Source organism: Thalassotalea agariperforans, assembly GCF_053470345.1.
On the sequence record NZ_JBQMWH010000011.1, the window covers coordinates 96969 to 119306 of the forward strand.

The window sequence follows — 22338 nt, forward strand, 5'->3', positions numbered from 1 at the left end:
TAAGCATACGTGAGGCACATAAATTATGACGCAAGTAGATCAAATTGAAAATAATGCGTTAACAAATCAGCCGCTTTGGTTAGCGAATTTTGTCTCAGTTTATCAACAATTAAACCGAGATAACCTGGCTACATTAAATGATATTTATCATCGCAAGATCACTTTTATTGATCCGATTCAACAAATTGAAGGGATCACTGATTTAACGCATTATTTTGAGCATTTATATCAAAATTTATTATTTTGTCGTTTTGATATTGATGACGTTTTACTGGATAACAATAAAGCGGCTATTTATTGGACGATGAGTTATCAACACAAAAAATTAAATGCAAATAATACCGTTTATGTACAAGGCAGCTCTTTGATCAAGATGTTGGATGGTAAGGTGATTTATCACAGAGATTATGTGGATCTAGGGGCTATGCTGTACGAACAAATACCTCTGGTTGGCAAAGTGATCAAAGCTATTAAAGCTCGGGCAAGCCAATGAAAACCGTAATGATCACTGGGGCAACCTCAGGTCTTGGTTTAGCGCTTGCTCATTATTATGCGCAAAATAGCTACAAAGTTATTGCTTGTGGCCGTAATAAAGAAAAGCTCAGCGAGTTGACTGAAAAATATGACAATATTGAAACCTTGATTTTTGACATAACTAAGGCAGAACAGGTTAATAATGCTGCGATACGTTGTCATAACACAATTGATATTTTGATCTTAAATGCCGGCGATTGTGAATATATTGATGAGGTAAAAAACTTTAACAGTGAGTTATTTGAGCGTGTCATTAAGGTTAATTTAATTGCTGCAGGTTATTTAATTTCGGCTTTTGTTAATAAGCTTAGCCGCGGCGGTCAGCTTGTTTTTATCAGTTCTATGGTAACAACAATGCCATTTCCGAAAGCTCATGCTTATGGCGCTTCTAAAGCCGGTATTAATTATTTAGCGAATACTTTAAGGTTTGATCTTAAAGCTGAAAATATTGATGTTACCTTGGTACAACCTGGTTTTATTAAAACGCCGTTAACCGATAAAAATGACTTTTCAATGCCATTTTTATTAACAAGTGCCGATGCAGCAAAACGTATCTATCAAGGTATAAAACAAAGAAGTAAAACCGTAATATTTCCTAAACGTTTTTATTGTTTATTAATGTTTATGCGTTTATTACCTGATGTTATCTGGCAAAAATTGTTTTTTAAAGGCGGTTATTAATGAAAAATATTGCAATAATTGGCTCGGGAATTTCAGGCTTAACTTCTGCTTATTTATTATCTCAAAAACACAAAGTAACGGTTTTTGAGAAAAATGATTATATTGGTGGCCACACTGCCACGGTTGACATTGATTACCATCAAACATCGTATCAATTAGATACTGGCTTTATTGTTTTTAATGATAAAACCTATCCAAATTTTTTAAAGTTATTAGCCCAGATTGGTGTTGAAAAACAGCCAACCGAAATGAGCTTTTCAGTACAGAATTGTCAAACAGGGCTTGAATATAACGGTCATAATTTAGATACTTTATTTGCACAACGTCGTAATATTTTCAGGCCCAACTTTTGGCGGCTGATCAGTGAAATAGTACGTTTTAACAAAGTGTGTAAACAAGCCTTTGCCGATAATGATTTTAGTGAAAACCTAACCTTGGGAGATTTTCTCAAACAACAGGGCTTTTCTGATTTTTTTGCTGAGCATTATATTTTGCCGATGGGAGCGGCTATATGGTCTAGTTCATTAAGTCAAATGCAAGCTTTTCAATTTCAATTTTTTGTCCGTTTTTTTCACCATCATGGATTATTAAATATAACCGATAGGCCGCAGTGGTATGTCATTCCGAATGGTTCACGTAGTTATATTCAGCCGTTAATTAAGCGTTTTGAACAAAATATTAAGCTTAATAGCGATATTGAAAAAGTCACGCGTGAAAATAACAAAGTGCAGCTCTACTTTAACGCTAGTGACGCAAATGCTCCAACCATTGAAGAATTTGATGAAGTTGTTTTTGCTTGTCATTCAGATCAAGCGTTAGCGCTATTAGCGGATGCGACAGTGCAAGAACAAGCGATTTTATCTGCCATGCCTTATAGTCTAAATGATGTTGTACTTCATACAGATATTTCACTTTTACCCAAAAGAAAAAAAGCTTGGGCAAGTTGGAATTATCAATTAAGTGATGATCGTGAGCGTTCGGCGAGTGTTACTTACAACATGAATATATTACAAGGTTTAACAGATGCGCCAACATTTTGTGTTACCTTGAATCAAAATGAACAAATCGCGAAAGATAAAATATTACGTAAGTTCCAGTATGCACATCCGGTATTTTCACTGGCTTCTTTTGCAGCCCAACAAAGGCGCGCTGAGATTTGTGGCCAGCAGCATACCCATTTTGCCGGCGCTTATTGGTATAACGGCTTTCATGAAGATGGTGTCAGAAGTGCTGTTGATGTGGGTAAACGCTTTATGTGTCAGTTGTAAAATTAATGACTTTGCCTAAATCGCCATTTATTCATAGCCAAATTTATGCCGGACAAGTGCGTCATCGCCGCTTTTTACCCAAAAAACACAGCTTTAATTATCGGCTTTATATGTTAGCGATAGATCCTGACGAATTGATAACAACACCCTCTCCGAGTAAGTTGTTTGGCTTTGCTTGGTTTAATGTTATTCGATTTGTTGCCAATGATTATATTAAAAATAAAACGCCTATCTTAGAAAAAAAATCACCAGCTGATGATCTTATTGCCCTAAAGCGTCGTATAAAAAATAAAGTCAGTCAATTGCACGGAAATTGGCAAGGTCAGCGGGTTGTGATGCTAGTGCAAGCAAGGTGTTTGGGCGTGTACTTTAGCCCAGCTAACTTTTACTTTTGTTATAACCAAGATGATCAATGTCAGTATATGTTAGCGGAAGTGAGTAATACGCCATGGAATGAACAACATTATTACTTAGTGGATTTATTAACAACAGATGCATTGATAACAGAAAAGGCTTTTCATGTTTCGCCTTTTATGGACATGAATATGTCATATCACTGGACGATTAAACCGATAGCAGCAAGCAAAAACAACTTAGTTGTGCACATTGAAAATCGTGATAACAACGCGGCTCAAACTAAGCGTTTTGATGCGACGTTACAAATGCAAAAACAAGCATTTACCGCTGGTAATTTAATGCGCGTTTGGTTGTCTTTACCGGCAATGACATTAAAAATATTTGCTGGTATTTATTGGCAGGCGTTAAAGCTTTTTTACAAGCGCATACCTTTTGTACCTTACATTAAAAAAGATAAAGCGTAGAAATTACTCTCGCTTATTTAGGAGAAATTATGGAAAACATCGCTAACTTTGAACAAGAATTTAAGCTGTCTTGGTTTGATAAGCGTTGTCGGCAGTTAGTTTTTTCTGTTTTTGAACGTTTAGAAGATACTTTAGAAGTGGTTGAAAATGGCCAAATCACCAAATTTGGCCTTTGTCAGCCAAGCCATCAACAAGAGCGCTTACATGGTCAAATAATCATTCATGACGCTAAAATTTATCGAGACTTTATTCAAGGCGGCAGTATTGGTGTTGCTGAAGGTTATATTGATAAACGTTGGAGTTCACCAGATTTAACTAAAATTATCCGTATTTTTGCAAAAGCACAAAATTTAACCGATAAAATTGAAGCGAAAAGCAGTTGGTTTAATAAGGTTAAACATTCACTATTCCATTACGTTAATCGTAATAGCCATAAAGGGGCGAAAAAGAATATTCTCGCTCACTATGATTTAGGTAATGAACTTTACAAGCGCTTTCTAGATCCTGAAATGGTTTATTCAGCGGCGATCTATCCGTCAAAATCTTCGAGTTTAGCGCAAGCGCAATTACACAAACTTGAGTTGATTTGTCAGCGCTTAAATTTAAAAGCAAGTGATCACTTATTAGAAATAGGTACTGGCTGGGGTGGCCTCGCTATTTATGCGGCGCAACATTATGGTTGTAAAGTTACCACAACCACAATATCAGAAGAACAATATCAATACGCGAAATCACGCATTGAGCAACTAGGGCTTACGCAACAAATAACCTTGTTAAAAGAAGATTACCGTAATTTAACGGGACAGTTTGATAAATTAGTTTCTATTGAAATGATCGAAGCGGTTGGCTATCAATACATGAATAGCTTTTTTAACCAATGTAATGCGCGATTAAAGCCAGGCGGTAAAATGCTATTACAAGCCATCACCATTGCTGATCAACGTTTCGAATATTACCGTAATAATGTTGATTTTATTCAGCGCTATATTTTTCCTGGTGGTTTTTTACCATCTATCAATTTAATGACCGACAAGCTTAATCAACAAACCGATATGGTGATGGAAGAGTTGCATGATATTGGCTTAGACTACGCAAGAACCTTAGCTGATTGGCGAAACCAGTTTAATCAAGCTTGGCCGGAATTAAAAACATTAGGGTTTGATGAGCAATTTAAACGTTTATGGCTCTATTATTTTGCTTATTGTGAAGGGGCATTTTTAGAACGTTCAATCAGTACCGTACATTTAATTGCTCGTAAATAAACCAAGGGCAGATATTTATTCTCAGCCCTTGGTTGTTCGCTTTATTATTAACAAATGTAAGTTAATCCGAGTTTAGGTTAACTTATTTTAATTTATCAACGGGATATGCTATTTAAGCATAAAACTTTAAAACTTAAACTTTAGGCGGAAAGTTAGTATTAACGCTAATAATGCTAACATGATTAAACTTGTACTACCGCCATGATAATGAATATCGGTATGGCTTGTTTCTACATAAACCTCATCATATTCATCACTTTCTAATGGTAATGCAATTAAGGCGGCATCATCGTCAGCACTATAACTCGCAACAATATCATCATAGCCAACTTCGTATAGAACAATTAAAACATCATACTCGCCACTGACATAGCCTTGGTTTAATCGTGTATGAATACTGTATTCATCGTCGCTACTTTCACCGTATAGGGTAAAAATATCGGTGGTTAAATAGTGTTGCCACGGCCCGCCATTAAAACTTAAATAAAGTTCAGCATAAACATCTGCTCGCTCAAAATATGTGTAGCTTATTAGATCTGCGTCAAAACTAATGCTAAAGGTTTGGTAATAGCCATCGGCATCATAGTCATCAATTAAGCGGGTTTGTGCTTGGTAAATAGAAAAACCATAATCATAATGATTAAGTTGTAATAACCCTTGTGCTAGGTTGCGTTTTTTATTACTGGTATTGCTAATGATAGTTTCTGTGTTACTGCTATTTAATTCACCGGTACTAATGGCTTGTAGCTGACTTTGCAATGTTGCCGTTTGCTTAAGCTGTTTGAGAGCCTTTTGACTGTCGATACTTGATGCTATTCCGGTAATTGAACTGGTATTGGCTTTACTTGAAATTTCTTCAGCCTGACCAGTTAATGAGAAAATCAAAGTTAACCATAAGGTGTTTTTAATAATATGACGATAATTCATAATAGATCCTTACCTGATATCTTGTTGAATTAAGGCTATTAAACACAAGTTAAAATGAATGTAAGCTGAACGTGATAAAAACTGTTATCTGTCATCAGGATCATCACCAGAGCAAGTTTTTATGCTATTCAGCTTCTATTCAGCTTACGAATTTTAAACTAGCATTACCTGTTTTTAGTTCCGGTTGTTTGTTTTGAGCATATGCTTAGGTAATAAATGTGTAGGCAATAAAGTTTGGTTTAACTAAGTGATTCTTTTACACTAAGTTTATTATTAACTTTGTTCTTTTAGGGCGATAAATATGAATGTGTTACGGCTTGTTTTATTTTCAATTTTATTTTGGCTGTTATTGCAACCAGCAAGCCATGCTATGCGTTTGGCTGATGATCTTGGATTGAATAATAAAACGTCTAACATGACCACTTGGTTGATTAATCAGCAGCTGCGTATTCAAAATAGCCACCAAGCAGGGCAATTAGTGCAAAGGCAATATGGCGGTAAAATACTCAAAGTCAGTAAAAGAGGAAAGGGGAGTCAAGTCACTTTTGTGGTTAAGGTTTTACGTGATAATGGCGATGTTATTTCTGTAACTGTTGATGCGGCATCTGGCCGTGTTGCGAGACGATAATATGCGAGCATTGATTGTTGAAGACGACAGCCATTTACAACAACAAATTAAAAATCATTTGTTGTCGGCACAATTTAGTGTTGATTTAGCCGATGATGGCGAAATAGGTCTGTATTATGGTAGTGAAAACCCTTACGACATTGCCATTATTGATCTTGGTTTACCTAAATTAGATGGTATTGAATTAGTCACTAAACTACGCGCAGGGGAAGTTACTTACCCTATTTTAATCTTAACGGCGCGCAGTGCCTGGCAAGATAAAGTTGCTGGTTTAGACGCGGGTGCCGATGATTACCTAACTAAACCTTTTCATATTGAAGAGCTGATCGCCCGTGTTAATGCTTTAATTAGGCGCTCTGTCAGTAAAACCAACCCATTAATTGAACATGGCCCGTTTAGTTTAAATACCTCCAGTATGGAAGTATGTGTAAATCAACAAGCGGTGAGTTTAAGTAGTTATGAATTTAAAGTATTTCAATATTTGATGTTACATCCAGATGAGGTGATTTCGAAAACGGTATTAACTGAGCATATTTATGATCAAGATTTTGATCTTGATTCTAATGTCATTGAAGTGTTTGTTCGCCGTTTACGGAAAAAGTTAGATCCAGATAATCAATATAAATTTATCGAAACCTTGCGTGGCCAAGGTTATAAATTAAAAGCATTTTAATGAATAACCGGATGGAGCTTAAATTTCTTATAAAGGCCAAATTTTGTTAGCGCGTATAACAACCTTTTTTAATTCATTAAAAGTACGAATTATTTTTAGTGCTTTATTAATGAGCATAATTTTATTACCCATTGTCGGTATTACTATTAGTAATGCCTACGAGCAGCATATGAATGCGAGTATCGAAAATGAATTAAAAGCCTATGTTTATTCTATTTTAGCGGTTGCTGAAGTAGAAGAGCAGCAACTGGCAATGCCGGAGTTCTTATTAGAAAACCAATTTAATGTTGACCAGTCTGGTTTATACGCTTTTTTTACTAAAACTAAGTTTAGTGATATATCGGAAGGTACGGTTTGGCGATCAGCTTCGTTAATTAGCCAAACTTTACCTGAGCAAATTCAACTGCCTTTGTTAGGCGAAAAGCGTTATTACTTTGTTAAATTAAATCAGCAAAATCACTTTATTTATAGCTTTACGGTGAACTTTGATGATGGTAAATCGGCATTACCATTAACTCTCCATATTGTTAAAGCGCGAGCTGAAATTGAACGCTTGTTAGCCGATTTTAGACAAAACTTATGGTTGGCTTTATTGATTTTAATGGCAGTGTTAGTTGCCATACAATTGATTTGGTTAATGTGGAGTTTAAAACCACTGACAACATTAAAAAAAGAGCTGTTGGCAATTGAGCAAGGACAAGCCAATGCAATTGAACAACACTATCCGAAAGAGCTAACTCAAGTGACCATTCAGCTGAATACGTTATTACAAGCTGAACAAAATCAACGGCAACGTTATCGTAATGCTTTATCGGATTTAGCCCATAGTTTAAAAACGCCCCTTGCGGTGATCAACAGCCAAAATGATTTATCACCGGTTATTCAAGAGCAGTTAGCTAATATGAATAACATGGTTGAACACCAATTAAAACGTGCGCAGTCAGCGGGTCATGGTAAATGGCATTTAGGTGTAAACTTAGTTAATTGTGTTGATAAATTAGTAGCTAGCTTAGGAAAAATTTATCACGACAAGCAGCTAAATATTAAGGTGGATATGCAAGATGATATCGTCTTTAAAGGTGATGAGACTGATTTATTTGAAATAGTTGGGAATTTGTTAGATAACGCCTGTAAAGCGGCAAAGAAAAATATCCAGATTTCAGCTTGTTTGCTTGAACAAGGTCGAAAGTTACAATTGGTTATTGAAGATGACGGCGAGGGCATAGCGGATAATATTCGGGAAGAAATATTACAACGAGGCACGCGAGCCGACACTTATCAGCAAGGTCATGGTATTGGCTTAGCAATTGTCCGTGATCTGGTCGCCAGTTATCAGGGCAATATTCAGATCTCTTCATCGCTACATTTAGCGGGCGCTAAATTTACCCTTATTTTTTAAATTCAGGCTTACTTTAAAATGATTAATGCATTCAGCTAAGGTTCAGTTTACTTGTTTTAAGATTACTGCACCCTAACATGATAACCCTTGTTATTTATTTGTTTGGCAACGTGCTATAAATAATAAGGAAGAAGGTGCATATAATGAATCAGATTCTTAAGCCAAATGTTAATTCCGCATTGTCAGCGGCTATCTTTTCTTTTCTACCCTTTACCTTGACCGGCACTTTTTTATTGCCATCAATGGCAATAGCGGCAGATAAGGTTAGTTATTCTCAAGAATTTCAAGCCGAGCAAACTGTGTTTAGCGAAGCTGAATTAGCGCAAATATTAGCGCCAATTGCTTTGTATCCAGATACTTTATTAAGCCATATTCTGATTGCTTCAACTTATCCGTTAGAAGTGATAGCGACTGAACGTTTTTTAGCAAAAAATAGTCACTTATCTGAAACGCGATTAGCACAAAAAATTGCCCAGCAAGATTGGGATGAAAGTGTTAAAGCGTTAGCAGGCTTTCCTCGAATTATTAATAAATTAAGTGATGATTTAACTTGGATGCAAAGGTTGTCAGCGGCTTTTTTATCGGATGAAGAGCAAGTTTTAGCCAGTATTCAGCAGTTGCGTCACCAAGCGGAACAAGCAGGTAGTTTAGCTGAGCTAAATAATTTAGCTGTGGTTAAAGAAGATAATATTATTATTATTTCAGCACCATCATCTAAGGTGGTTTATGTTCCTTATTATGATACGCGAGTTGTTTATGGTGCTTGGCATTGGCGTCATCATCCGCCGGTGTATTGGGATATTCCGGTAAATTTAACTTACCATCATGGTCGATTTTATTGGCATAGCGCGATTCGTCTTTCAGGCAGCTTCTTTTTTAGTGCTTTTCATTGGCATAATCGTCATGTTGTTATTCATCAACATAAACATGCCTTTTATCGTAAAAAATATTACGCTAAGCGGACATCATCTTATCAAGGAAAACGCTGGCATCATAAACGTAATCACCATCATTATCGTGCGACAGCTCATGTAAAAAAAATATCGGCTCAAAGAAAAGTAACTCAGGTGAAACTAAGCAATAAACAGCACCATAACTTAACAAAAAAATCATATGATCATAAAGTTAAAAGACATCACGAGAAAGCAGTTAAAAAGTCGCTGAGCGCTAAACATACTAAGCGAGTAAGGCATGCAAGTAGTCAATTTACCGGTAGCAAGCCATCGCAACAACAGCGCAATGTTAACAAGCTAAAAACTCAGGCTAACAGCAAAAAAATTGAAGATAATAAATTAAATCGGACGCAGAAGTATACACAGAATGGGCAGCAAAAGCGTAAAAGCCAGCAAGTGAATCGCCAGAAGAATAGACAACAAGGTAAAACAGAGCATAAACAAAGAAGTTATGCCGCTAACCGACACAAAGAGCAAAATAGACGTTAATAATGTGCCGGTTCTATATGGTGAATATCAGGCGATAAACGGATATCTTTTAAGTTAAAACCTAATGGGATATCCGTTTTTAATGTGAGTAGTTTTCGGCTTAACTCAATGGTTTCATCACAACCCATCAGCTTTTTACTGACTGATGATTTTAAGTCTTGAGCGGTTAAAATTGTTGATAACGAGCCGTAGGTATTTAAAAGCTCGGCTGCGGTTATTTGACCAATACCTGCAACACCAGGGATCTTGTTAGTGCTATCGCCAGTTAATGTCCATAAATCAAGGAGCTGAGAAGGCTTTACTTGAAACTTTTCTTGTACGTAGTTCTCGTCTAAATAACGACGGTTAAAATAATCATACACTTCAACTTGCGGACAAAGCATCGGCAAAAAACCTTTGTCCGTAGAAATAATGGTAACTTTTTGATTACGTAACGCCACTTTAATGGCAAGCGTTGCAATGACATCATCAGCTTCATCTTGCTCTGGAATTAAAGAGTCAACACCTAAGACCATAAAACTATCTTGAATATCAGCAAGTTTATTTTCTAAATGTTCGGGCATTTTCTGACGCCCTTTTTTGTAGTCCGGATATAGGTCGTAGCGCCAACAGGGCTGTTCGCTGTCAAATACGGCTAACGCGTGAGTTGGTGAGTGAATACTAATTATCTTGCTTAGCGCTTGCTGGCAAGCTTGTAGCGTATTATTAAGTACTTGTTGTTGCGTATTTTCAGCTACTTCATTATTCATTAAAAACGGGCGCGCTTGAACGGCGTAAATACGCCTGATCAAGTTTAAAGCATCAATTAATACTAAATGCGCCGACATGTTTATTCCTCAATAATTTCATAACAAGGCGTGTAAACACTACCGGGTAACTTCATGCGGTGTTGTTCAACAAACGAACGAAGTAGTTTATCTACTTTACTCATAATATCTTTTTGACCAGAAATTTTAAATGGTCCTTGCTCTCGGATAAGCTTAATACCCTCAGATTTTACATTACCGGCCACAATACCTGAAAATACTCGACGTAGATTAGCTGCTAACTGGGCAATTTCTAAATCTTGACTAATAGTAAGCTCTGCCATGTTTTTGTGGTTAGGCTCAAATGGCGCTTGAAAATCATCATCAATTTGTAAAGACCAATTAAAATGATAGCCATCGCCGGTTTTACTACGGTAATCAATAACATCAACCAAACTATCTTTTAACACTTGCGCAACCTGGGCAGCATCATCAACAATAATTTGATATAAATCTTGTGCTTGTTTACCTAACGTTGCGCCAATAAAAGCGTCAATTTCTTCAAAATAAGCTTTGCTTTTTGCTGGACCGGTTAAAATAATTGGTAGCTTTTGTGCTTGGTTTTTTTCGTTTAATAAAATACCTAAAATATATAACAGCTCTTCTGCCGTACCGGCACCACCTGGAAAAATAATAATACCGTGTGACAAACGCACAAAACCTTCTAAGCGTTTTTCAATATCAGGCATTATTACCAGCTCATTAACTATTGGGTTAGGGGGCTCTGCTGCAATAATACTCGGCTCTGTTAATCCTAGGTAACGTCCTGTTTTTATCCGTTGTTTGGCATGCCCAATTGTTGCACCTTTCATCGGACCTTTCATTGCGCCTGGGCCACAACCGGTGCAAATATTAAAACCACGTAACCCTAATTGATAACCCACACCTTTAGTGTATTTATATTCTTCTGTATCAATAGAGTGACCACCCCAGCAAGTAATTAAGTTAGGTTCAGTTTCTGGTTGAATAACATTGGCATTACGTAAAATATCAAAAACAATATGCGTATTATGATCTGACGGCGCAATATCGGTCCGTTTAACTTCAACATACCTATGATTAATAAACAGGATATCTCTTAGCACAGCCGATAATAATTCTTTGATCCCCAGAATTATTTTACCGTCAACAAAAGCTTCTTTAGGTGGGTTGGTAAGTTCAATTTTAACGCCGCGTTCACGGCGGACAACTTCAATATTAAAATTTTGAAATTTATTAAAAATTTCTTCGGCGTTGTCAGTATGACTGCCAGCATTTAAAACGGCTAAAGAGCAATTTCGGTAACTTGTAAATAAGTCGCTAGACGCTGATTGTTGTAATTGTTCTATTTCTAATTTTGATAATAAATTCATATTACCAACAGGATTTATTTGAATTTGCATATTCAACTCCTATATGCAGAAAAGACCCCAAGAGTTAAATGCGAGTATATTTTTTAATCTTTATAAATAACTCTATTCTTCCCTTGCTCTTTGGCTTGATAAAGCGCTTGATCTGCGCGTTCGAATGCTTGGTGAATATTGTCACCTGATTTTATGTGAGTACAACCAATAGATGTTGTAATACTTACCTTATTATTTTTGAAGGTAAATGGCAGTAAAGCAATTTTTTTTCTTAATATATTTAATGCGTTAACTAAATCAGCTTTGTTTTTATCTGAATAAACTAAAACAAACTCTTCTCCGCCATAACGGCCAACAAAAGTGTTTTGATCTAAATTTTTCTTTAAGGTATTCGCTATAACTTGTAACGTTTTATCACCAGCGGTATGGCCGTAGGTATCGTTTATTTGTTTAAAGTTATCAAGATCTAAAACTACAATCGATAGTTCGTACGGGTTGTGATGATATTTAACCATTGCTTTAGTGAAATATTCGTCAAAAGCCGCTCGATTATTAAGTTTCGTTAATGCGTCTTGCATACTTTTAATCAGTTGCTCTTCTAAGCGAGTTTGAAACTTTTTACTTTCTTCTTCTAGCTGTTTGACACGGTTGGTCATGTCGACTAATTTTTGGTTGATGTCATTATTCGACGATTCTTCAAATTCTTGTTTGTCATTAAGAATATTAATAATGGTATTAAGCTTGTCATTAATATCACTTTTAACAACTTCTAAAGAGTTAGCTTTTTCAATGTCTTGAGACATCGCCGAGAGCTGCTCTTGAATTTTTTCGTTTAAAACATTGTTTTGTTTTTTAATATCATTTGAAGACGATATGGTTGTTAAAACGGCTTTTTGAACATTACTCAAGGTTTGACTTAACGAAGATAAAAAGTGTTTTGCAGTATCTCGCTCTTCTTGTAGATCAATAGCAATAATAACAAAAATATTAACTAGGCTGTTGATGAGTTCTTCATGTTCTTTACTTGCCGCAATATTTCTTTTGGCTAATAACAAGGCCTTTTGGTTTTTATCTGACAGTCTTAATTCTTCTATCGCAATGCCAACACGATTTTTAATATTATCAATGACGACAGTGATATCGGCATCATCTTTATTATTTTTAACATCACTGGTTAAATCGACTCTAGCACTTATTGCCGAGTCATATAACTTTAATAAGGTATTTAATACCGGTACGTATTGAATAACCGTTTCTTTTTGTTCGGCAATACTGGCGATAAAAGCTCTTAATTCTCGGCGAGTTTGATCAGGTAGTCCTTTCGATTTTTGTAATGACTTACTTGAGTCTATGATTTGGTTGTGCATTAAGCGCACATTTTGGTCATTTTTTTTCGTTTGTTGTTGCAGTAGATCCGAGACAATATTCATTTGGTTTGACAGAGCAACAAATGACTGAGAGTTTTTGTTCATTTGGCGAAGATCGGCCAAACGGTTATCAAGTTCGAGATCCATCCCTTTACAAACTAAAGAGAGCTTATTTATAAATTTAAGAAATATTGACGATTGAGAAGCAAGATCACTTTCTAATTCAGCACGGGAAGTTATCGCACTTGCTAATTTTTTTTCTAGAGAGGAGAGCTGTTGTTTACTAACAGATTCTGTGGTCATTAATCTTTATTTCCATATATTTGAAAAACTTTTGGATAATCACTACCCGAGTACAATGATTATAATGCAATTTAGCGTAATGGTTTGATTTTGTCAGTATAAAAATAGTTTATATTGAAAATTATCTTTAAAAACATTGTATTATATAGGTTTAAAATAGCAAATTTACCATTTTTTATTGTCTTAGCGTTCTAGCTAAAGGAGCATGTTTTAAATGCGTGCTCCTAAAAGGATTGATGTCTAAACCACCACGACGAGTATAGCGGGCAAAAACGGTTAACGCTTCTAATTGAAAATATTGCATAAGATCGGTAAAAATACGTTCAACACATTGTTCATGAAATTCATTGTGTTGCCTGAACGAAATTAAATATTTAAGTAAGTTTTCGTGCGGAATTTTTTGACCTTGATAATCAATGTAAATAGTCGCCCAATCAGGTTGATTGGTGATCAAACAGTTCGACTTTAATAAATGACTAACTAACTGTTCACTGGTTTTCTCCTGAACAACGGAATTTTCTATAGTGAGTAAGTCGGCATTAAAAGCAAAGTCGTCAATCGTAATATCCAGATCATCAATACACACGGCATCTAATGATTGAATAGCAAGAGCGGGGCAACTATCTACATCAAACAGCTGCACTTTAGCGGTTTCTCCGGCAATCGCTGATAAATCTTTAATCATCAATGTGACCACATCATCTTTTGATGCAAAACGAGATTGATTAAAGCTATTCAAATATAATTTAAATGATTTTGACTCCACAAGCGCTTGGCTGGTACAGGGAAAACGAAACTCAGCAACTGCCACTACCGGTTTACCTTGTAAATTTAACCATGAAACTTCATAGCCATACCAAACGTCTTCACCAATAAAAGGCAATTGGTTATTTTTTAATTGCAAACTGTCTCTGTTCAGTGAACGAGGTACACCTTGAAGTAAATTTGGCGTATATTCACTGATATAGGATGTGGTCTTACCGAGTGTTAATTCACTTAGTTCGTTAGCGTTCTGGTATTGAGAAATAAATTTAGACATAGATATACGTATAAGCAAAATTACATTTTAAAGGATCTCGGCTGTTGATGACATCACCTAATGCACAAATTTTTAAGCAACTACAACACTTATTCGCTCAATTCATTGAGCAACACCAAGAAAAATATCAATGTTTACCTAAAGTTGAATATGACGAGCAGTGGCCATCTGAATGTCAACAAAGTGAAATTACTGATGGGCTAATTGAATGGCAACCCGTTGAAGTAGTAGAGCCGCTATCGTTTGACAATGTTGAAACGGCACTTGAAATTTCGCTAAACCCAGAGTTTGTTGCTTATTTTTCATGTTTTTATAGTGAGGCGGTGCCGGCTAATTGCGAGGAAGGCTATTTAGAATTACTGTTTGCATGGTGCAAAGCTGATTTTGAACGTTTACAACAAAATTTAATTGGTCATATTTTAATGAAACAAAAATTAAAACAAGCCATTACTTTATTTTTTGCTGTCACCGATGAAGATGACATCATCCTTTCTGTTAACAATAACACGGGCGAAGTGTGGGCCGAAAAAGTAGGTTGTGAGCCGCATAAAAAGTTAGCTAATTCGTTAAGCGAATTTTTAACTTCACTGACTATCACTTTGTAGCTTTAATGTTTTGATTATTGCTTTTAGCTCAGCTAATTCTTGCTGTAATGGTGTTATGGCTTCTTTTATTGCGTTATTAATCATTAATTCTAAAGGTGTTTCGGATAACTTTTCTGATTCGGTATTTTTGACTATATCGCTGACCTTATCAGGTTCATGACGCCATGTTTTTAATATGTTGATGATCACAGGTAAGGGGACCGGAGAGGTTAATTGAGTTTTTATTAAAGCGACAGTTGGCTTTTTCCCTTGATTAGCTAAATGATTCGCAATATTAATAATTTGTTCGTTAATGGTCATATTATCTAATTAGTTAACATAAAGTGTGTATTTAACTATATTTTAGTATTTTTCACTAAGTTTATTTTTTGATTATAGCTTTTGTATTTATTAAATTGTTATTTTTCAGTTGGTTACCTGTTTTTTATTTGTGGTTTGTTTTCTGCAAAGTAAGGCTACTAATAAAACAATATGGATATAACTATGAAAAAATCTTTACTCTTAATTACACTGACATTACCGGTATTACTCTCGTTGAATGGTTGTGTTTTTGCCGTTGGTGGCGACGGTGACAGTCGACATCATTTTGCTAAAAATCATCACGATAAAGAGTTCGAAAATCGTAAAAAAATAGCGCAGCTTAATACCCAAATGACTTTTTTAGAAATACAGAACAAGCTAGGTGTTGCTGACTTTAATGAAGTGTATGAAAAAAAGGGTCAACAAATTCAAGTGTTATTTTACCGAACACATATCGTTAACAAAGATGGTATTACCGCAAAAGATGAGTGTACGCCTTTGGTTTTTATTAACGGCGTTTTGACAAGTTGGGGAGAGCAGGCTTACAACATGTTGTAATAAATAATCTTTAATAAAGTTTTGGCTGAGGCTTGATAGCAACAGCCAAAACGATATAGTCAATTATTCAGCGCCAAATTGCTCGCAAGCAATAAAGGTATTTTCTATTAAGCTTGCTACTGTCATTGGTCCTACGCCACCAGGCACAGGAGTAATATGACTGGCTTTTTCTTTAGCAATGGTAAAGTCAACATCACCAACCAATTTACCCGAATCTAAGCGGTTAATACCAACATCAATAACAATCGCACCTTCTTTTATCCATTCACCAGGAATAAACTCAGGTTTGCCTACGGCAACAACTAATAAATCGGCTTGGCGTACTTTGCTTTCTAAATCTTTGGTAAAACGATGAGTGGTGGTTACGGTTGCGCCTTCTAATAACAACTCCAGCCCCATAGGACGGCCAACAATGTTAGAAGCGCCAACAATGACGGCATCTAATCCAACCGGCTCAATTCCTGTTGACTGTATTAACGTCATAATCCCTTTGGGTGTACACGGGCGAAGACCCGGTTGACGTAATGCTAATTTACCAACATTTGAAGGATGAAAGCCGTCAACATCTTTATGAGGGTTGATATGCTCAATGATCAGGTTTGAATTTAAACCTTCAGGTAAAGGAAGTTGTACTAATATGCCATCTATATCGTCATCATTATTTAGTGATTCAACTAAGGCAAGTAATTCAGCTTCGCTGGTGGTGTTTGGTAAATCATAAGAACGAGAAACAAAACCAACTTCTTCACAGGCTCTTTTTTTATTGCCAACATATACTTGAGAGGCAGGATCGCTACCGACAAGTATTACTGCTAAACCTGGTGCTCTTTTACCTTGAACAATGCGCTCTTCCACTTTCGCTTTAATTGAAAGTCGAATATTCTGGGCAATTGCCTTACCGTCTATTAATTGTGCTGTCATAATACTAAATGGTTAATGAAAAATCGGCGCTATTTTCGCACAAATTAATTGTTCGGTGTAGCGCATTTATTTTATTTCTTTTAAAAAAGTTAAAATTAAGGTGAGTAATGTTAGTGACAATTTGATTTCGCTGTATTTTTAATCGTATTTTGTCGTTATTTTGCTTGTTAGTGGTAAACGTGGTGTAAAAGTGAGCGAACAAACATTTTTTTATAAAAAGTGTTTGACGCGTAGCAGGCAACTCGGTAATATCCGCACCCGTTGAAAGCAACACTGTTTTTAACCAATATGTCGGTGATTAGCGCAGCTTGGTAGCGCACTTGGTTTGGGTCCAAGGGGTCGCAAGTTCGAATCTTGCATCACCGACCACTTTCTATATTATAGTAAGTGGCTTGTAGATAATGTGCGCCCTTAGCTCAGCTGGATAGAGCAACGCCCTTCTAAGGCGTGGGTCAAAGGTTCGAATCCTTTAGGGCGTGCCATGCTACAGGTGTGCCTAACAATGGTGGCTATAGCTCAGTTGGTAGAGCCCCGGATTGTGATTCCGGTTGTCGTGGGTTCAAGTCCCATTAGCCACCCCATTTTTTCTACGCCCTGTAGATTAAATGTTAAGAATATATCGGTGATTAGCGCAGCTTGGTAGCGCACTTGGTTTGGGTCCAAGGGGTCGCAAGTTCGAATCTTGCATCACCGACCACTTCTTACTTTATCCACTCTATCTATATTAATCTAAATCTTATCTTAGATAAAACTTGCGAAGCAATTCGAAAAATTTCTGTAAAAATTTTTAACGCGAAGCGAACCGTAGGGTGGAGTACAGGATGTACAATATAATCTTGTATCATCGACTACTTTCTTTAGTTAAATTTCATACTAATTTTTGTTTAAATTGATTATTACTACTTATTCTTTAATAAGTTTTTATCTTATAAGTGCTAACTTTTTCTCGTTTATTAGCATCTTATCGTTAATTTGCAACTTTTTTCCGCTATCTGCTCGACTCTTTAATAAAGCACCGCTATAATTCCGCGTCATTATTTTTAAATTTGAACATCGTTTAAGCAAATATATAGCTATAGCTCTTATTCTATAAGGTATTAATAGTTTTTTGATTAATCTGATGTGTACACGAAAGCGTGAATGCGCTAGATATTTGAGGTATTTAAATGCAAGTTTCAGTTGAGACTACCCAGGGGTTAGAACGTCGTCTTACTATTACTGTTCCAGCTGAGTCTGTGGATGTGGAAGTAAAAAACCGTTTACGTCAAATCGGTAAAACACAGCGTATTAATGGTTTCCGTCCAGGTAAAGTACCACCAACCGTATTACAAAAACGTTACGGTCAATCAGTGCGTCAAGAAGTTGCTGGTGAATTAATGCAACGTAACTTTTTTGAAGCAGTAGTTGCTGAAAAGTTAAACCCAGCTGGTCGTCCAAGCTTTGTTGCTAAAAGTAATGAAGTTGGTAAAGAATTAGAATTTGAAGCAACATTTGAAGTATATCCAGAAGTGGCTTTAAAAGATTTAGATAAAATCAGCGTTGAGCGTCCTGATGTAGAAGTTACAGACAAAGATTTAGAAGAAATGTTCGTAACGCTTCAAAACCAACACAAAACGTGGAAAGAAAACAAGCGTAAAACTAAGAAAGGCGACAAATTAACGATTAATTTTGTTGGCCGTGTTGATGGCGAAGAATTTGAAGGCGGTAAAGCTGAAGGTTTTGAACTTGAGCTTGGTGCTAGCAAAATGATCCCAGGTTTTGAAACTGACATCATTGGCATGAAAGTTGGCGAAGAAAAAACAATCACAGTGACTTTCCCAGAAGATTATCATGCTGAAAACTTAAAAGGCAAAGAAGCTGAATTTGATATTTCAGTAACTAAAACTGAAGGTCCAGTAGTACCAGATGTTGATGAAGAATTTGCTAAACTTTTTGGTATTGAAGAAGGTGGCGTTGACGCTTTACGTTCAGAAGTAAGTAAAAACATGACACGCGAATTAACACAAGCTGTTAAAGCAAAAGTTAAAGAGCAAGTGATTGAAGGTTTACTTGAAGCAAACGAAGTAGATATTCCTAAAGCATTAGTAGCACAAGAAGTTGATGTTTTACGTCAACAAGCTTTACAGCGTTTTGGTGGTCAAATGGACCCAGCTAAAATGCCTGAACTTCCAGCAGAAATGTTCGAAGAACAAGCTAAGCGTCGTGTAAAAGTTGGTTTATTACTTGGTGAAGTGATCAAAACAAATGAAATCAAAGTTGACGATTCAAAAGTTAACGAATTGATTGAATCAGCTGCGTCTGCATATGAAGATCCACAAGAAGTTATCAACTACTACAAATCAAATAAAGAAATGCTTCAACAAATGCAAAACGTTGCATTAGAAGAGCAAGCTGTTGAAGCTTTATTAGCGCAAGCTAAGGTAAAAAACAAAAAAGCTACCTTTTCAGAGATCATGAATCCAGAAGCTAAATAAGCTTTTCATTGACATTGACATCGGCAATAGCTTAAATGGCTTATATGTTCCTCATATAAGCCATTTTTATTTTTAAAAGGATCCTCCATTGTTAAAATCTCATCAAAATATGTCCGATATGACTAGTATGACCGAAAATGCGTTAGTTCCTATGGTAGTTGAGCAAACTTCCAAAGGTGAACGTTCTTATGATATCTATTCTCGTCTTTTAAAAGAGCGTGTTATTTTTCTTTGTGGTCAAGTTGAAGATCACATGGCCAACTTAATTGTTGCGCAATTATTGTTTTTAGAATCAGAAAGCCCAGATAAAGATATTTTTCTTTATATTAATTCTCCAGGTGGTTCTGTTACTGCAGGCATGGCAATTTACGACACCATGAAGTTTATCAAACCAAATATTAGTACTGTGTGTATTGGCCAAGCTGCAAGTATGGGCGCATTTTTACTTTCAGGTGGAGAAAAGGGCAAGCGTTATTGTTTACCTAATGCCCGTGTTATGATCCATCAACCATTAGGTGGTTTCCAAGGTCAAGCATCTGACTTTGAAATTCACGCAAAAGAAATTCTTTATATTAAAGATAAATTAAATCGCTTAATGGCTGATCATACAGGTCAAACATTAGAGAAGGTTAAAGAAGATACTGATCGTGATAATTTCTTAAATGCCGAAGAAGCAGTTGAATATGGTTTAGTTGATGCCATATTAAGTGAAAGATTAGATAAATAAACTATCCTATAAATGGATGGTTGTTCAATAGTGCTATTTATGAAAGTATTTATGATAGTTAAACGAAAAAAGAATTTATAAGAGGTACCGTATGACCGAGATAAAAAAAGGTGACGGTGATAATGGCAAGTTACTATATTGCTCATTTTGTGGCAAAAGCCAACATGAAGTTCGTAAGTTAATTGCGGGTCCTTCTGTGTTTATTTGTGATGAATGTGTTGATCTTTGTAATGACATTATTCGTGAAGAAATAAAAGAAATAGCACCAAAACAAGATAAAGAAGCGTTACCTTCACCGATTGAAATTCGTGAAAGCTTAGATGACTACGTTATCGGGCAAGATCATGCTAAAAAAGTGTTATCAGTTGCCGTATATAATCATTATAAACGTCTTCGTAATGGTGACTCACATAATGGCATTGAATTAGGTAAAAGTAATATTTTACTTATTGGCCCAACGGGTAGTGGTAAAACATTATTAGCTGAAACGTTAGCGCGTTTACTTGATGTACCATTTACTATGGCTGATGCGACAACATTAACTGAAGCAGGTTATGTTGGTGAAGATGTTGAAAACATCATTCAGAAGTTATTGCAAAAATGTGATTACGATGTTGAAAAGGCACAACGTGGTATTGTTTACATTGATGAAATCGATAAAATTTCACGTAAGTCTGATAACCCGTCAATTACCCGTGATGTATCAGGTGAAGGCGTTCAACAAGCATTATTAAAATTAATTGAAGGTACTGTTGCTTCTGTACCTCCACAAGGCGGTCGTAAACACCCGCAACAAGAGTTTTTACAAGTTGATACGTCTAAAATCTTGTTTATTTGTGGTGGTGCGTTTGCCGGTCTTGATAAAGTAATTGAGCAACGTTGTCATACCGGTACTGGTATTGGCTTTGGTGCAAAAGTTATTGGTAAAGATGACAAAAAGTCGTTAACGGATAGATTCCAAGAAGTAGAGCCGGGTGACTTAGTAAAATATGGTTTAATTCCTGAATTTATTGGTCGTTTACCTGTTGTTGCTACCTTAACTGAACTTGATGAAGCTGCATTGATTCAAATACTTCAAGAGCCTAAAAATGCGTTAACTAAGCAATTTTCTGCTTTGTTTGACATGGAAGGTGTTGAATTAGAATTTCGTGAAGATGCATTAAAAGCGATTGCTAATAAAGCCATGGTGAGAAAAACCGGTGCTCGAGGACTGCGCTCAATTGTTGAAGGCGTGTTACTTGATACCATGTATGAATTACCGTCGCTAGAGAATGTTAGTAAAGTTGTGGTAGATGATTCAGTGATCAAAGGTGAAACCAAACCTTTAGTCATTTATGAAACGCCACAAGAGAAAGCCGCTTCTGATAGCTAAATAAAATAACTTTTAATACTAAAATTTATTTTTATAAAATCAGTTAACAACTTAGGTTGTTAACTGATTTTTTTTATATAGAGTTAATTAGTATTTTCTGTTTCTTGCGATAGTTTATGTCGATATTGTAAAGCAAGAATTTTAATAATATCTCGCCAAGTAATTATGCCGATTGGTTTATTATCTTTATCAATAATGGGTAAAGATGATACTTGTTTGTCATAAAATGTTAGTACAGCTTGGGTTATTGATGAATCTGCTGTTGTTGTTACTAGCTCACGACTCATGATCTGATGCGATTTTTTATTAAGCAAAGTTGCATCTTTATGAGTTTCTTTCATGGTTCCAGCTGTCGGGCTTAAATGTTTGAATAAATCACGATCATTAATCACACCAAAAAGTTTGCCATCTTCATCGACAACTAACAAATGATGTAAATCATGCACATCAAATTTTTCTTTTACTGTTTTTAAATCATCATCTAAAAATACAGTGATTAAATTTTTACTCATATAAGCATCTAATGCCATATCAGCTCCTTAATATTTGTTACTTATCATTAAATAATTATACGTAATCGTATGGTTTTTGCGTAGTTTGTTTGTTTTTTAAACGAACAAACATTTATTTCAAATTAATTGCAAATAAGTGTTGACCCCAGCCTAAAAATCTCTAAAATGCGCTCCACTTCTTCGGGACAAGCCCAAGAGGTTTAAGTATAGGAAATACCTATTAGACCGAGTCAGGATGACGAAAGGTCGGTTTTGAACAGTTAAGTTGTCTGAATAAGGGATTTAACTGAGAGATAAGTTTAGAAAACGTTTTGAAGGGTTGATAAAAAATTCTTTCAAAAAAGATTCAAAAACTTGTTGACAACAAAACTGAGTT

The 22338-nt window shown here is 35.8% G+C and carries 22 protein-coding genes and 4 tRNA genes; 18 read left to right on the forward strand and 8 right to left on the reverse strand.

Features of this window, described 5'->3' with window-relative positions:
• The first annotated feature begins 25 nt into the window (after window positions 1–25).
• From ACSLUO_RS13795 to ACSLUO_RS13815, 5 genes are read left to right on the forward strand one after another with little or no spacing between them, the layout of a single operon-like run.
• Window positions 26–493 (forward strand): nuclear transport factor 2 family protein, encoded by a 468-nt coding sequence (locus ACSLUO_RS13795; RefSeq protein ID WP_448249313.1) that lies wholly within the window; start codon window positions 26–28, stop codon window positions 491–493.
• Window positions 490–1215 (forward strand): SDR family NAD(P)-dependent oxidoreductase, encoded by a 726-nt coding sequence (locus tag ACSLUO_RS13800; protein ID WP_448249314.1) that lies wholly within the window; start codon window positions 490–492, stop codon window positions 1213–1215. The genes ACSLUO_RS13795 and ACSLUO_RS13800 overlap by 4 nt, the downstream gene beginning before the upstream one ends.
• Window positions 1215–2483 carry an NAD(P)/FAD-dependent oxidoreductase gene (locus ACSLUO_RS13805; protein WP_448249316.1) on the forward strand — a complete coding sequence of 423 codons (1269 nt, stop codon included), beginning with the start codon at window positions 1215–1217 and terminating at the stop codon, window positions 2481–2483. The genes ACSLUO_RS13800 and ACSLUO_RS13805 overlap by 1 nt, the downstream gene beginning before the upstream one ends.
• Window positions 2471–3304 carry a DUF1365 domain-containing protein gene (locus ACSLUO_RS13810; RefSeq protein ID WP_448249317.1) on the forward strand — a complete coding sequence of 278 codons (834 nt, stop codon included), beginning with the start codon at window positions 2471–2473 and terminating at the stop codon, window positions 3302–3304. Before ACSLUO_RS13805 ends, ACSLUO_RS13810 begins: the two co-directional genes overlap by 13 nt.
• A gap of 29 nt (window positions 3305–3333) precedes the next feature.
• Window positions 3334–4566 carry a class I SAM-dependent methyltransferase gene (locus ACSLUO_RS13815; protein ID WP_448249319.1) on the forward strand — a complete coding sequence of 411 codons (1233 nt, stop codon included), beginning with the start codon at window positions 3334–3336 and terminating at the stop codon, window positions 4564–4566.
• 126 nt (window positions 4567–4692) lie between these two features.
• Here ACSLUO_RS13815 and ACSLUO_RS13820 read toward each other — a convergent pair whose 3' ends face one another.
• A complete protein-coding gene (locus tag ACSLUO_RS13820; RefSeq protein ID WP_448249321.1) occupies window positions 4693–5493 on the reverse strand; it encodes a choice-of-anchor H family protein in 801 nt (266 codons plus the stop codon).
• Between the two features lie 301 nt (window positions 5494–5794).
• Between ACSLUO_RS13820 and ACSLUO_RS13825 the strand changes: the two genes are divergently transcribed.
• From ACSLUO_RS13825 to ACSLUO_RS13840, 4 genes are all read left to right on the forward strand, one after another.
• Window positions 5795–6121 (forward strand): PepSY domain-containing protein, encoded by a 327-nt coding sequence (locus ACSLUO_RS13825; protein WP_448249323.1) that lies wholly within the window; start codon window positions 5795–5797, stop codon window positions 6119–6121.
• A gap of 1 nt (window position 6122) precedes the next feature.
• On the forward strand, window positions 6123–6794 hold the full coding sequence (locus ACSLUO_RS13830; protein WP_448249324.1) for a response regulator transcription factor: 672 nt from the start codon (window positions 6123–6125) through the stop codon (window positions 6792–6794).
• A gap of 109 nt (window positions 6795–6903) precedes the next feature.
• On the forward strand, window positions 6904–8193 hold the full coding sequence (locus ACSLUO_RS13835) for an ATP-binding protein (RefSeq protein WP_448249325.1): 1290 nt from the start codon (window positions 6904–6906) through the stop codon (window positions 8191–8193).
• 143 nt (window positions 8194–8336) lie between these two features.
• Complete coding sequence (locus ACSLUO_RS13840) at window positions 8337–9635, forward strand: DUF3300 domain-containing protein (protein ID WP_448249326.1); 1299 nt, start codon at window positions 8337–8339, stop codon at window positions 9633–9635.
• Here ACSLUO_RS13840 and xni read toward each other — a convergent pair.
• The 4 genes from xni to queF form a co-directional block, all read right to left on the reverse strand.
• Window positions 9632–10462, reverse strand: coding sequence for a flap endonuclease Xni (gene xni / locus ACSLUO_RS13845; protein ID WP_448249328.1), 831 nt, complete (start codon window positions 10460–10462; stop codon window positions 9632–9634). The genes ACSLUO_RS13840 and xni overlap by 4 nt on opposite strands.
• Before the next feature lie 2 nt (window positions 10463–10464).
• On the reverse strand, window positions 10465–11823 hold the full coding sequence (gene ppnN, locus ACSLUO_RS13850) for a nucleotide 5'-monophosphate nucleosidase PpnN (protein ID WP_448249330.1): 1359 nt from the start codon (window positions 11821–11823) through the stop codon (window positions 10465–10467).
• A gap of 53 nt (window positions 11824–11876) precedes the next feature.
• On the reverse strand, window positions 11877–13454 hold the full coding sequence (locus ACSLUO_RS13855) for a GGDEF domain-containing protein (RefSeq protein WP_448249332.1): 1578 nt from the start codon (window positions 13452–13454) through the stop codon (window positions 11877–11879).
• Window positions 13455–13629: 175 nt separating this feature from the next.
• On the reverse strand, window positions 13630–14493 hold the full coding sequence (gene queF / locus ACSLUO_RS13860; RefSeq protein ID WP_448249334.1) for an NADPH-dependent 7-cyano-7-deazaguanine reductase QueF: 864 nt from the start codon (window positions 14491–14493) through the stop codon (window positions 13630–13632).
• 47 nt (window positions 14494–14540) lie between these two features.
• Between queF and syd the strand changes: the two genes are divergently transcribed.
• Window positions 14541–15098, forward strand: a complete 558-nt coding sequence (syd, locus tag ACSLUO_RS13865) for a SecY-interacting protein (RefSeq protein ID WP_448249336.1) — start codon at window positions 14541–14543, stop codon at window positions 15096–15098.
• On the opposite strand, the gene ACSLUO_RS13870 is transcribed toward syd, so the two are convergent.
• Window positions 15078–15398, reverse strand: a complete 321-nt coding sequence (locus ACSLUO_RS13870) for a hypothetical protein (protein ID WP_448249338.1) — start codon at window positions 15396–15398, stop codon at window positions 15078–15080. The genes syd and ACSLUO_RS13870 overlap by 21 nt on opposite strands.
• Window positions 15399–15581: 183 nt before the next feature.
• Here ACSLUO_RS13870 and ACSLUO_RS13875 point away from each other — a divergent pair, with 183 nt between their 5' ends.
• Window positions 15582–15956, forward strand: coding sequence for a DUF3192 domain-containing protein (locus ACSLUO_RS13875; RefSeq protein WP_448249340.1), 375 nt, complete (start codon window positions 15582–15584; stop codon window positions 15954–15956).
• A gap of 63 nt (window positions 15957–16019) precedes the next feature.
• Here the strand turns inward: ACSLUO_RS13875 and folD are convergent, their stop codons facing one another.
• Window positions 16020–16877: a bifunctional methylenetetrahydrofolate dehydrogenase/methenyltetrahydrofolate cyclohydrolase FolD gene (gene folD / locus ACSLUO_RS13880; protein ID WP_448249342.1), complete on the reverse strand. Its 858-nt coding sequence runs from the start codon at window positions 16875–16877 to the stop codon at window positions 16020–16022.
• A gap of 292 nt (window positions 16878–17169) precedes the next feature.
• On the opposite strand from folD, the gene ACSLUO_RS13885 reads away from it, so the two are divergent.
• The 7 genes from ACSLUO_RS13885 to clpX all read left to right on the forward strand — a co-directional run bounded on the left by ACSLUO_RS13885 (window position 17170) and on the right by clpX (window position 21450).
• Window positions 17170–17246: transfer RNA gene (locus ACSLUO_RS13885), tRNA-Pro, on the forward strand.
• A gap of 36 nt (window positions 17247–17282) precedes the next feature.
• A tRNA-Arg gene (locus ACSLUO_RS13890) sits at window positions 17283–17359 on the forward strand.
• 23 nt (window positions 17360–17382) lie between these two features.
• Window positions 17383–17458 (forward strand) — tRNA-His (locus ACSLUO_RS13895).
• 39 nt (window positions 17459–17497) lie between these two features.
• A tRNA-Pro gene (locus ACSLUO_RS13900) sits at window positions 17498–17574 on the forward strand.
• A gap of 469 nt (window positions 17575–18043) precedes the next feature.
• Window positions 18044–19351 (forward strand): trigger factor, encoded by a 1308-nt coding sequence (gene tig / locus ACSLUO_RS13905; RefSeq protein WP_448249344.1) that lies wholly within the window; start codon window positions 18044–18046, stop codon window positions 19349–19351.
• A 109-nt stretch (window positions 19352–19460) separates the two neighbouring features.
• On the forward strand, window positions 19461–20078 hold the full coding sequence (clpP, locus tag ACSLUO_RS13910; RefSeq protein WP_448249352.1) for an ATP-dependent Clp endopeptidase proteolytic subunit ClpP: 618 nt from the start codon (window positions 19461–19463) through the stop codon (window positions 20076–20078).
• Window positions 20079–20169: 91 nt separating this feature from the next.
• Window positions 20170–21450, forward strand: coding sequence for an ATP-dependent protease ATP-binding subunit ClpX (clpX, locus tag ACSLUO_RS13915; protein ID WP_448249345.1), 1281 nt, complete (start codon window positions 20170–20172; stop codon window positions 21448–21450).
• Window positions 21451–21533: 83 nt separating this feature from the next.
• Here clpX and ACSLUO_RS13920 read toward each other — a convergent pair whose 3' ends face one another.
• Entirely contained in the window at window positions 21534–21980 is a 447-nt protein-coding gene (locus ACSLUO_RS13920) for a CBS domain-containing protein (RefSeq protein ID WP_448249346.1), read from the reverse strand.
• Window positions 21981–22338: the final 358 nt, after the last annotated feature.

Excerpts from the sequence above, each read along its gene's own strand:
- ACSLUO_RS13795 (WP_448249313.1), top strand. The coding sequence starts at position 26 with ATGACGCAAGTAGATCAAATTGAAAATAATGCGTTAACAAATCAGCCG.
- ACSLUO_RS13800 (WP_448249314.1), top strand. The coding sequence starts at position 490 with ATGAAAACCGTAATGATCACTGGGGCAACCTCAGGTCTTGGTTTAGCG.
- ACSLUO_RS13805 (WP_448249316.1), top strand. The coding sequence starts at position 1,215 with ATGAAAAATATTGCAATAATTGGCTCGGGAATTTCAGGCTTAACTTCT.
- ACSLUO_RS13815 (WP_448249319.1), top strand. The coding sequence starts at position 3,334 with ATGGAAAACATCGCTAACTTTGAACAAGAATTTAAGCTGTCTTGGTTT.
- ACSLUO_RS13820 (WP_448249321.1), bottom strand. The coding sequence starts at position 5,493 with ATGAATTATCGTCATATTATTAAAAACACCTTATGGTTAACTTTGATT.
- ACSLUO_RS13825 (WP_448249323.1), top strand. The coding sequence starts at position 5,795 with ATGAATGTGTTACGGCTTGTTTTATTTTCAATTTTATTTTGGCTGTTA.
- ACSLUO_RS13830 (WP_448249324.1), top strand. The coding sequence starts at position 6,123 with ATGCGAGCATTGATTGTTGAAGACGACAGCCATTTACAACAACAAATT.
- ACSLUO_RS13835 (WP_448249325.1), top strand. The coding sequence starts at position 6,904 with ATGAGCATAATTTTATTACCCATTGTCGGTATTACTATTAGTAATGCC.
- ACSLUO_RS13840 (WP_448249326.1), top strand. The coding sequence starts at position 8,337 with ATGAATCAGATTCTTAAGCCAAATGTTAATTCCGCATTGTCAGCGGCT.
- xni (WP_448249328.1), bottom strand. The coding sequence starts at position 10,462 with ATGTCGGCGCATTTAGTATTAATTGATGCTTTAAACTTGATCAGGCGT.
- ppnN (WP_448249330.1), bottom strand. The coding sequence starts at position 11,823 with ATGCAAATTCAAATAAATCCTGTTGGTAATATGAATTTATTATCAAAA.
- ACSLUO_RS13855 (WP_448249332.1), bottom strand. The coding sequence starts at position 13,454 with ATGACCACAGAATCTGTTAGTAAACAACAGCTCTCCTCTCTAGAAAAA.
- queF (WP_448249334.1), bottom strand. The coding sequence starts at position 14,493 with ATGTCTAAATTTATTTCTCAATACCAGAACGCTAACGAACTAAGTGAA.
- syd (WP_448249336.1), top strand. The coding sequence starts at position 14,541 with ATGACATCACCTAATGCACAAATTTTTAAGCAACTACAACACTTATTC.
- ACSLUO_RS13870 (WP_448249338.1), bottom strand. The coding sequence starts at position 15,398 with ATGACCATTAACGAACAAATTATTAATATTGCGAATCATTTAGCTAAT.
- ACSLUO_RS13875 (WP_448249340.1), top strand. The coding sequence starts at position 15,582 with ATGAAAAAATCTTTACTCTTAATTACACTGACATTACCGGTATTACTC.
- folD (WP_448249342.1), bottom strand. The coding sequence starts at position 16,877 with ATGACAGCACAATTAATAGACGGTAAGGCAATTGCCCAGAATATTCGA.
- tig (WP_448249344.1), top strand. The coding sequence starts at position 18,044 with ATGCAAGTTTCAGTTGAGACTACCCAGGGGTTAGAACGTCGTCTTACT.
- clpP (WP_448249352.1), top strand. The coding sequence starts at position 19,461 with ATGTCCGATATGACTAGTATGACCGAAAATGCGTTAGTTCCTATGGTA.
- clpX (WP_448249345.1), top strand. The coding sequence starts at position 20,170 with ATGACCGAGATAAAAAAAGGTGACGGTGATAATGGCAAGTTACTATAT.
- ACSLUO_RS13920 (WP_448249346.1), bottom strand. The coding sequence starts at position 21,980 with ATGGCATTAGATGCTTATATGAGTAAAAATTTAATCACTGTATTTTTA.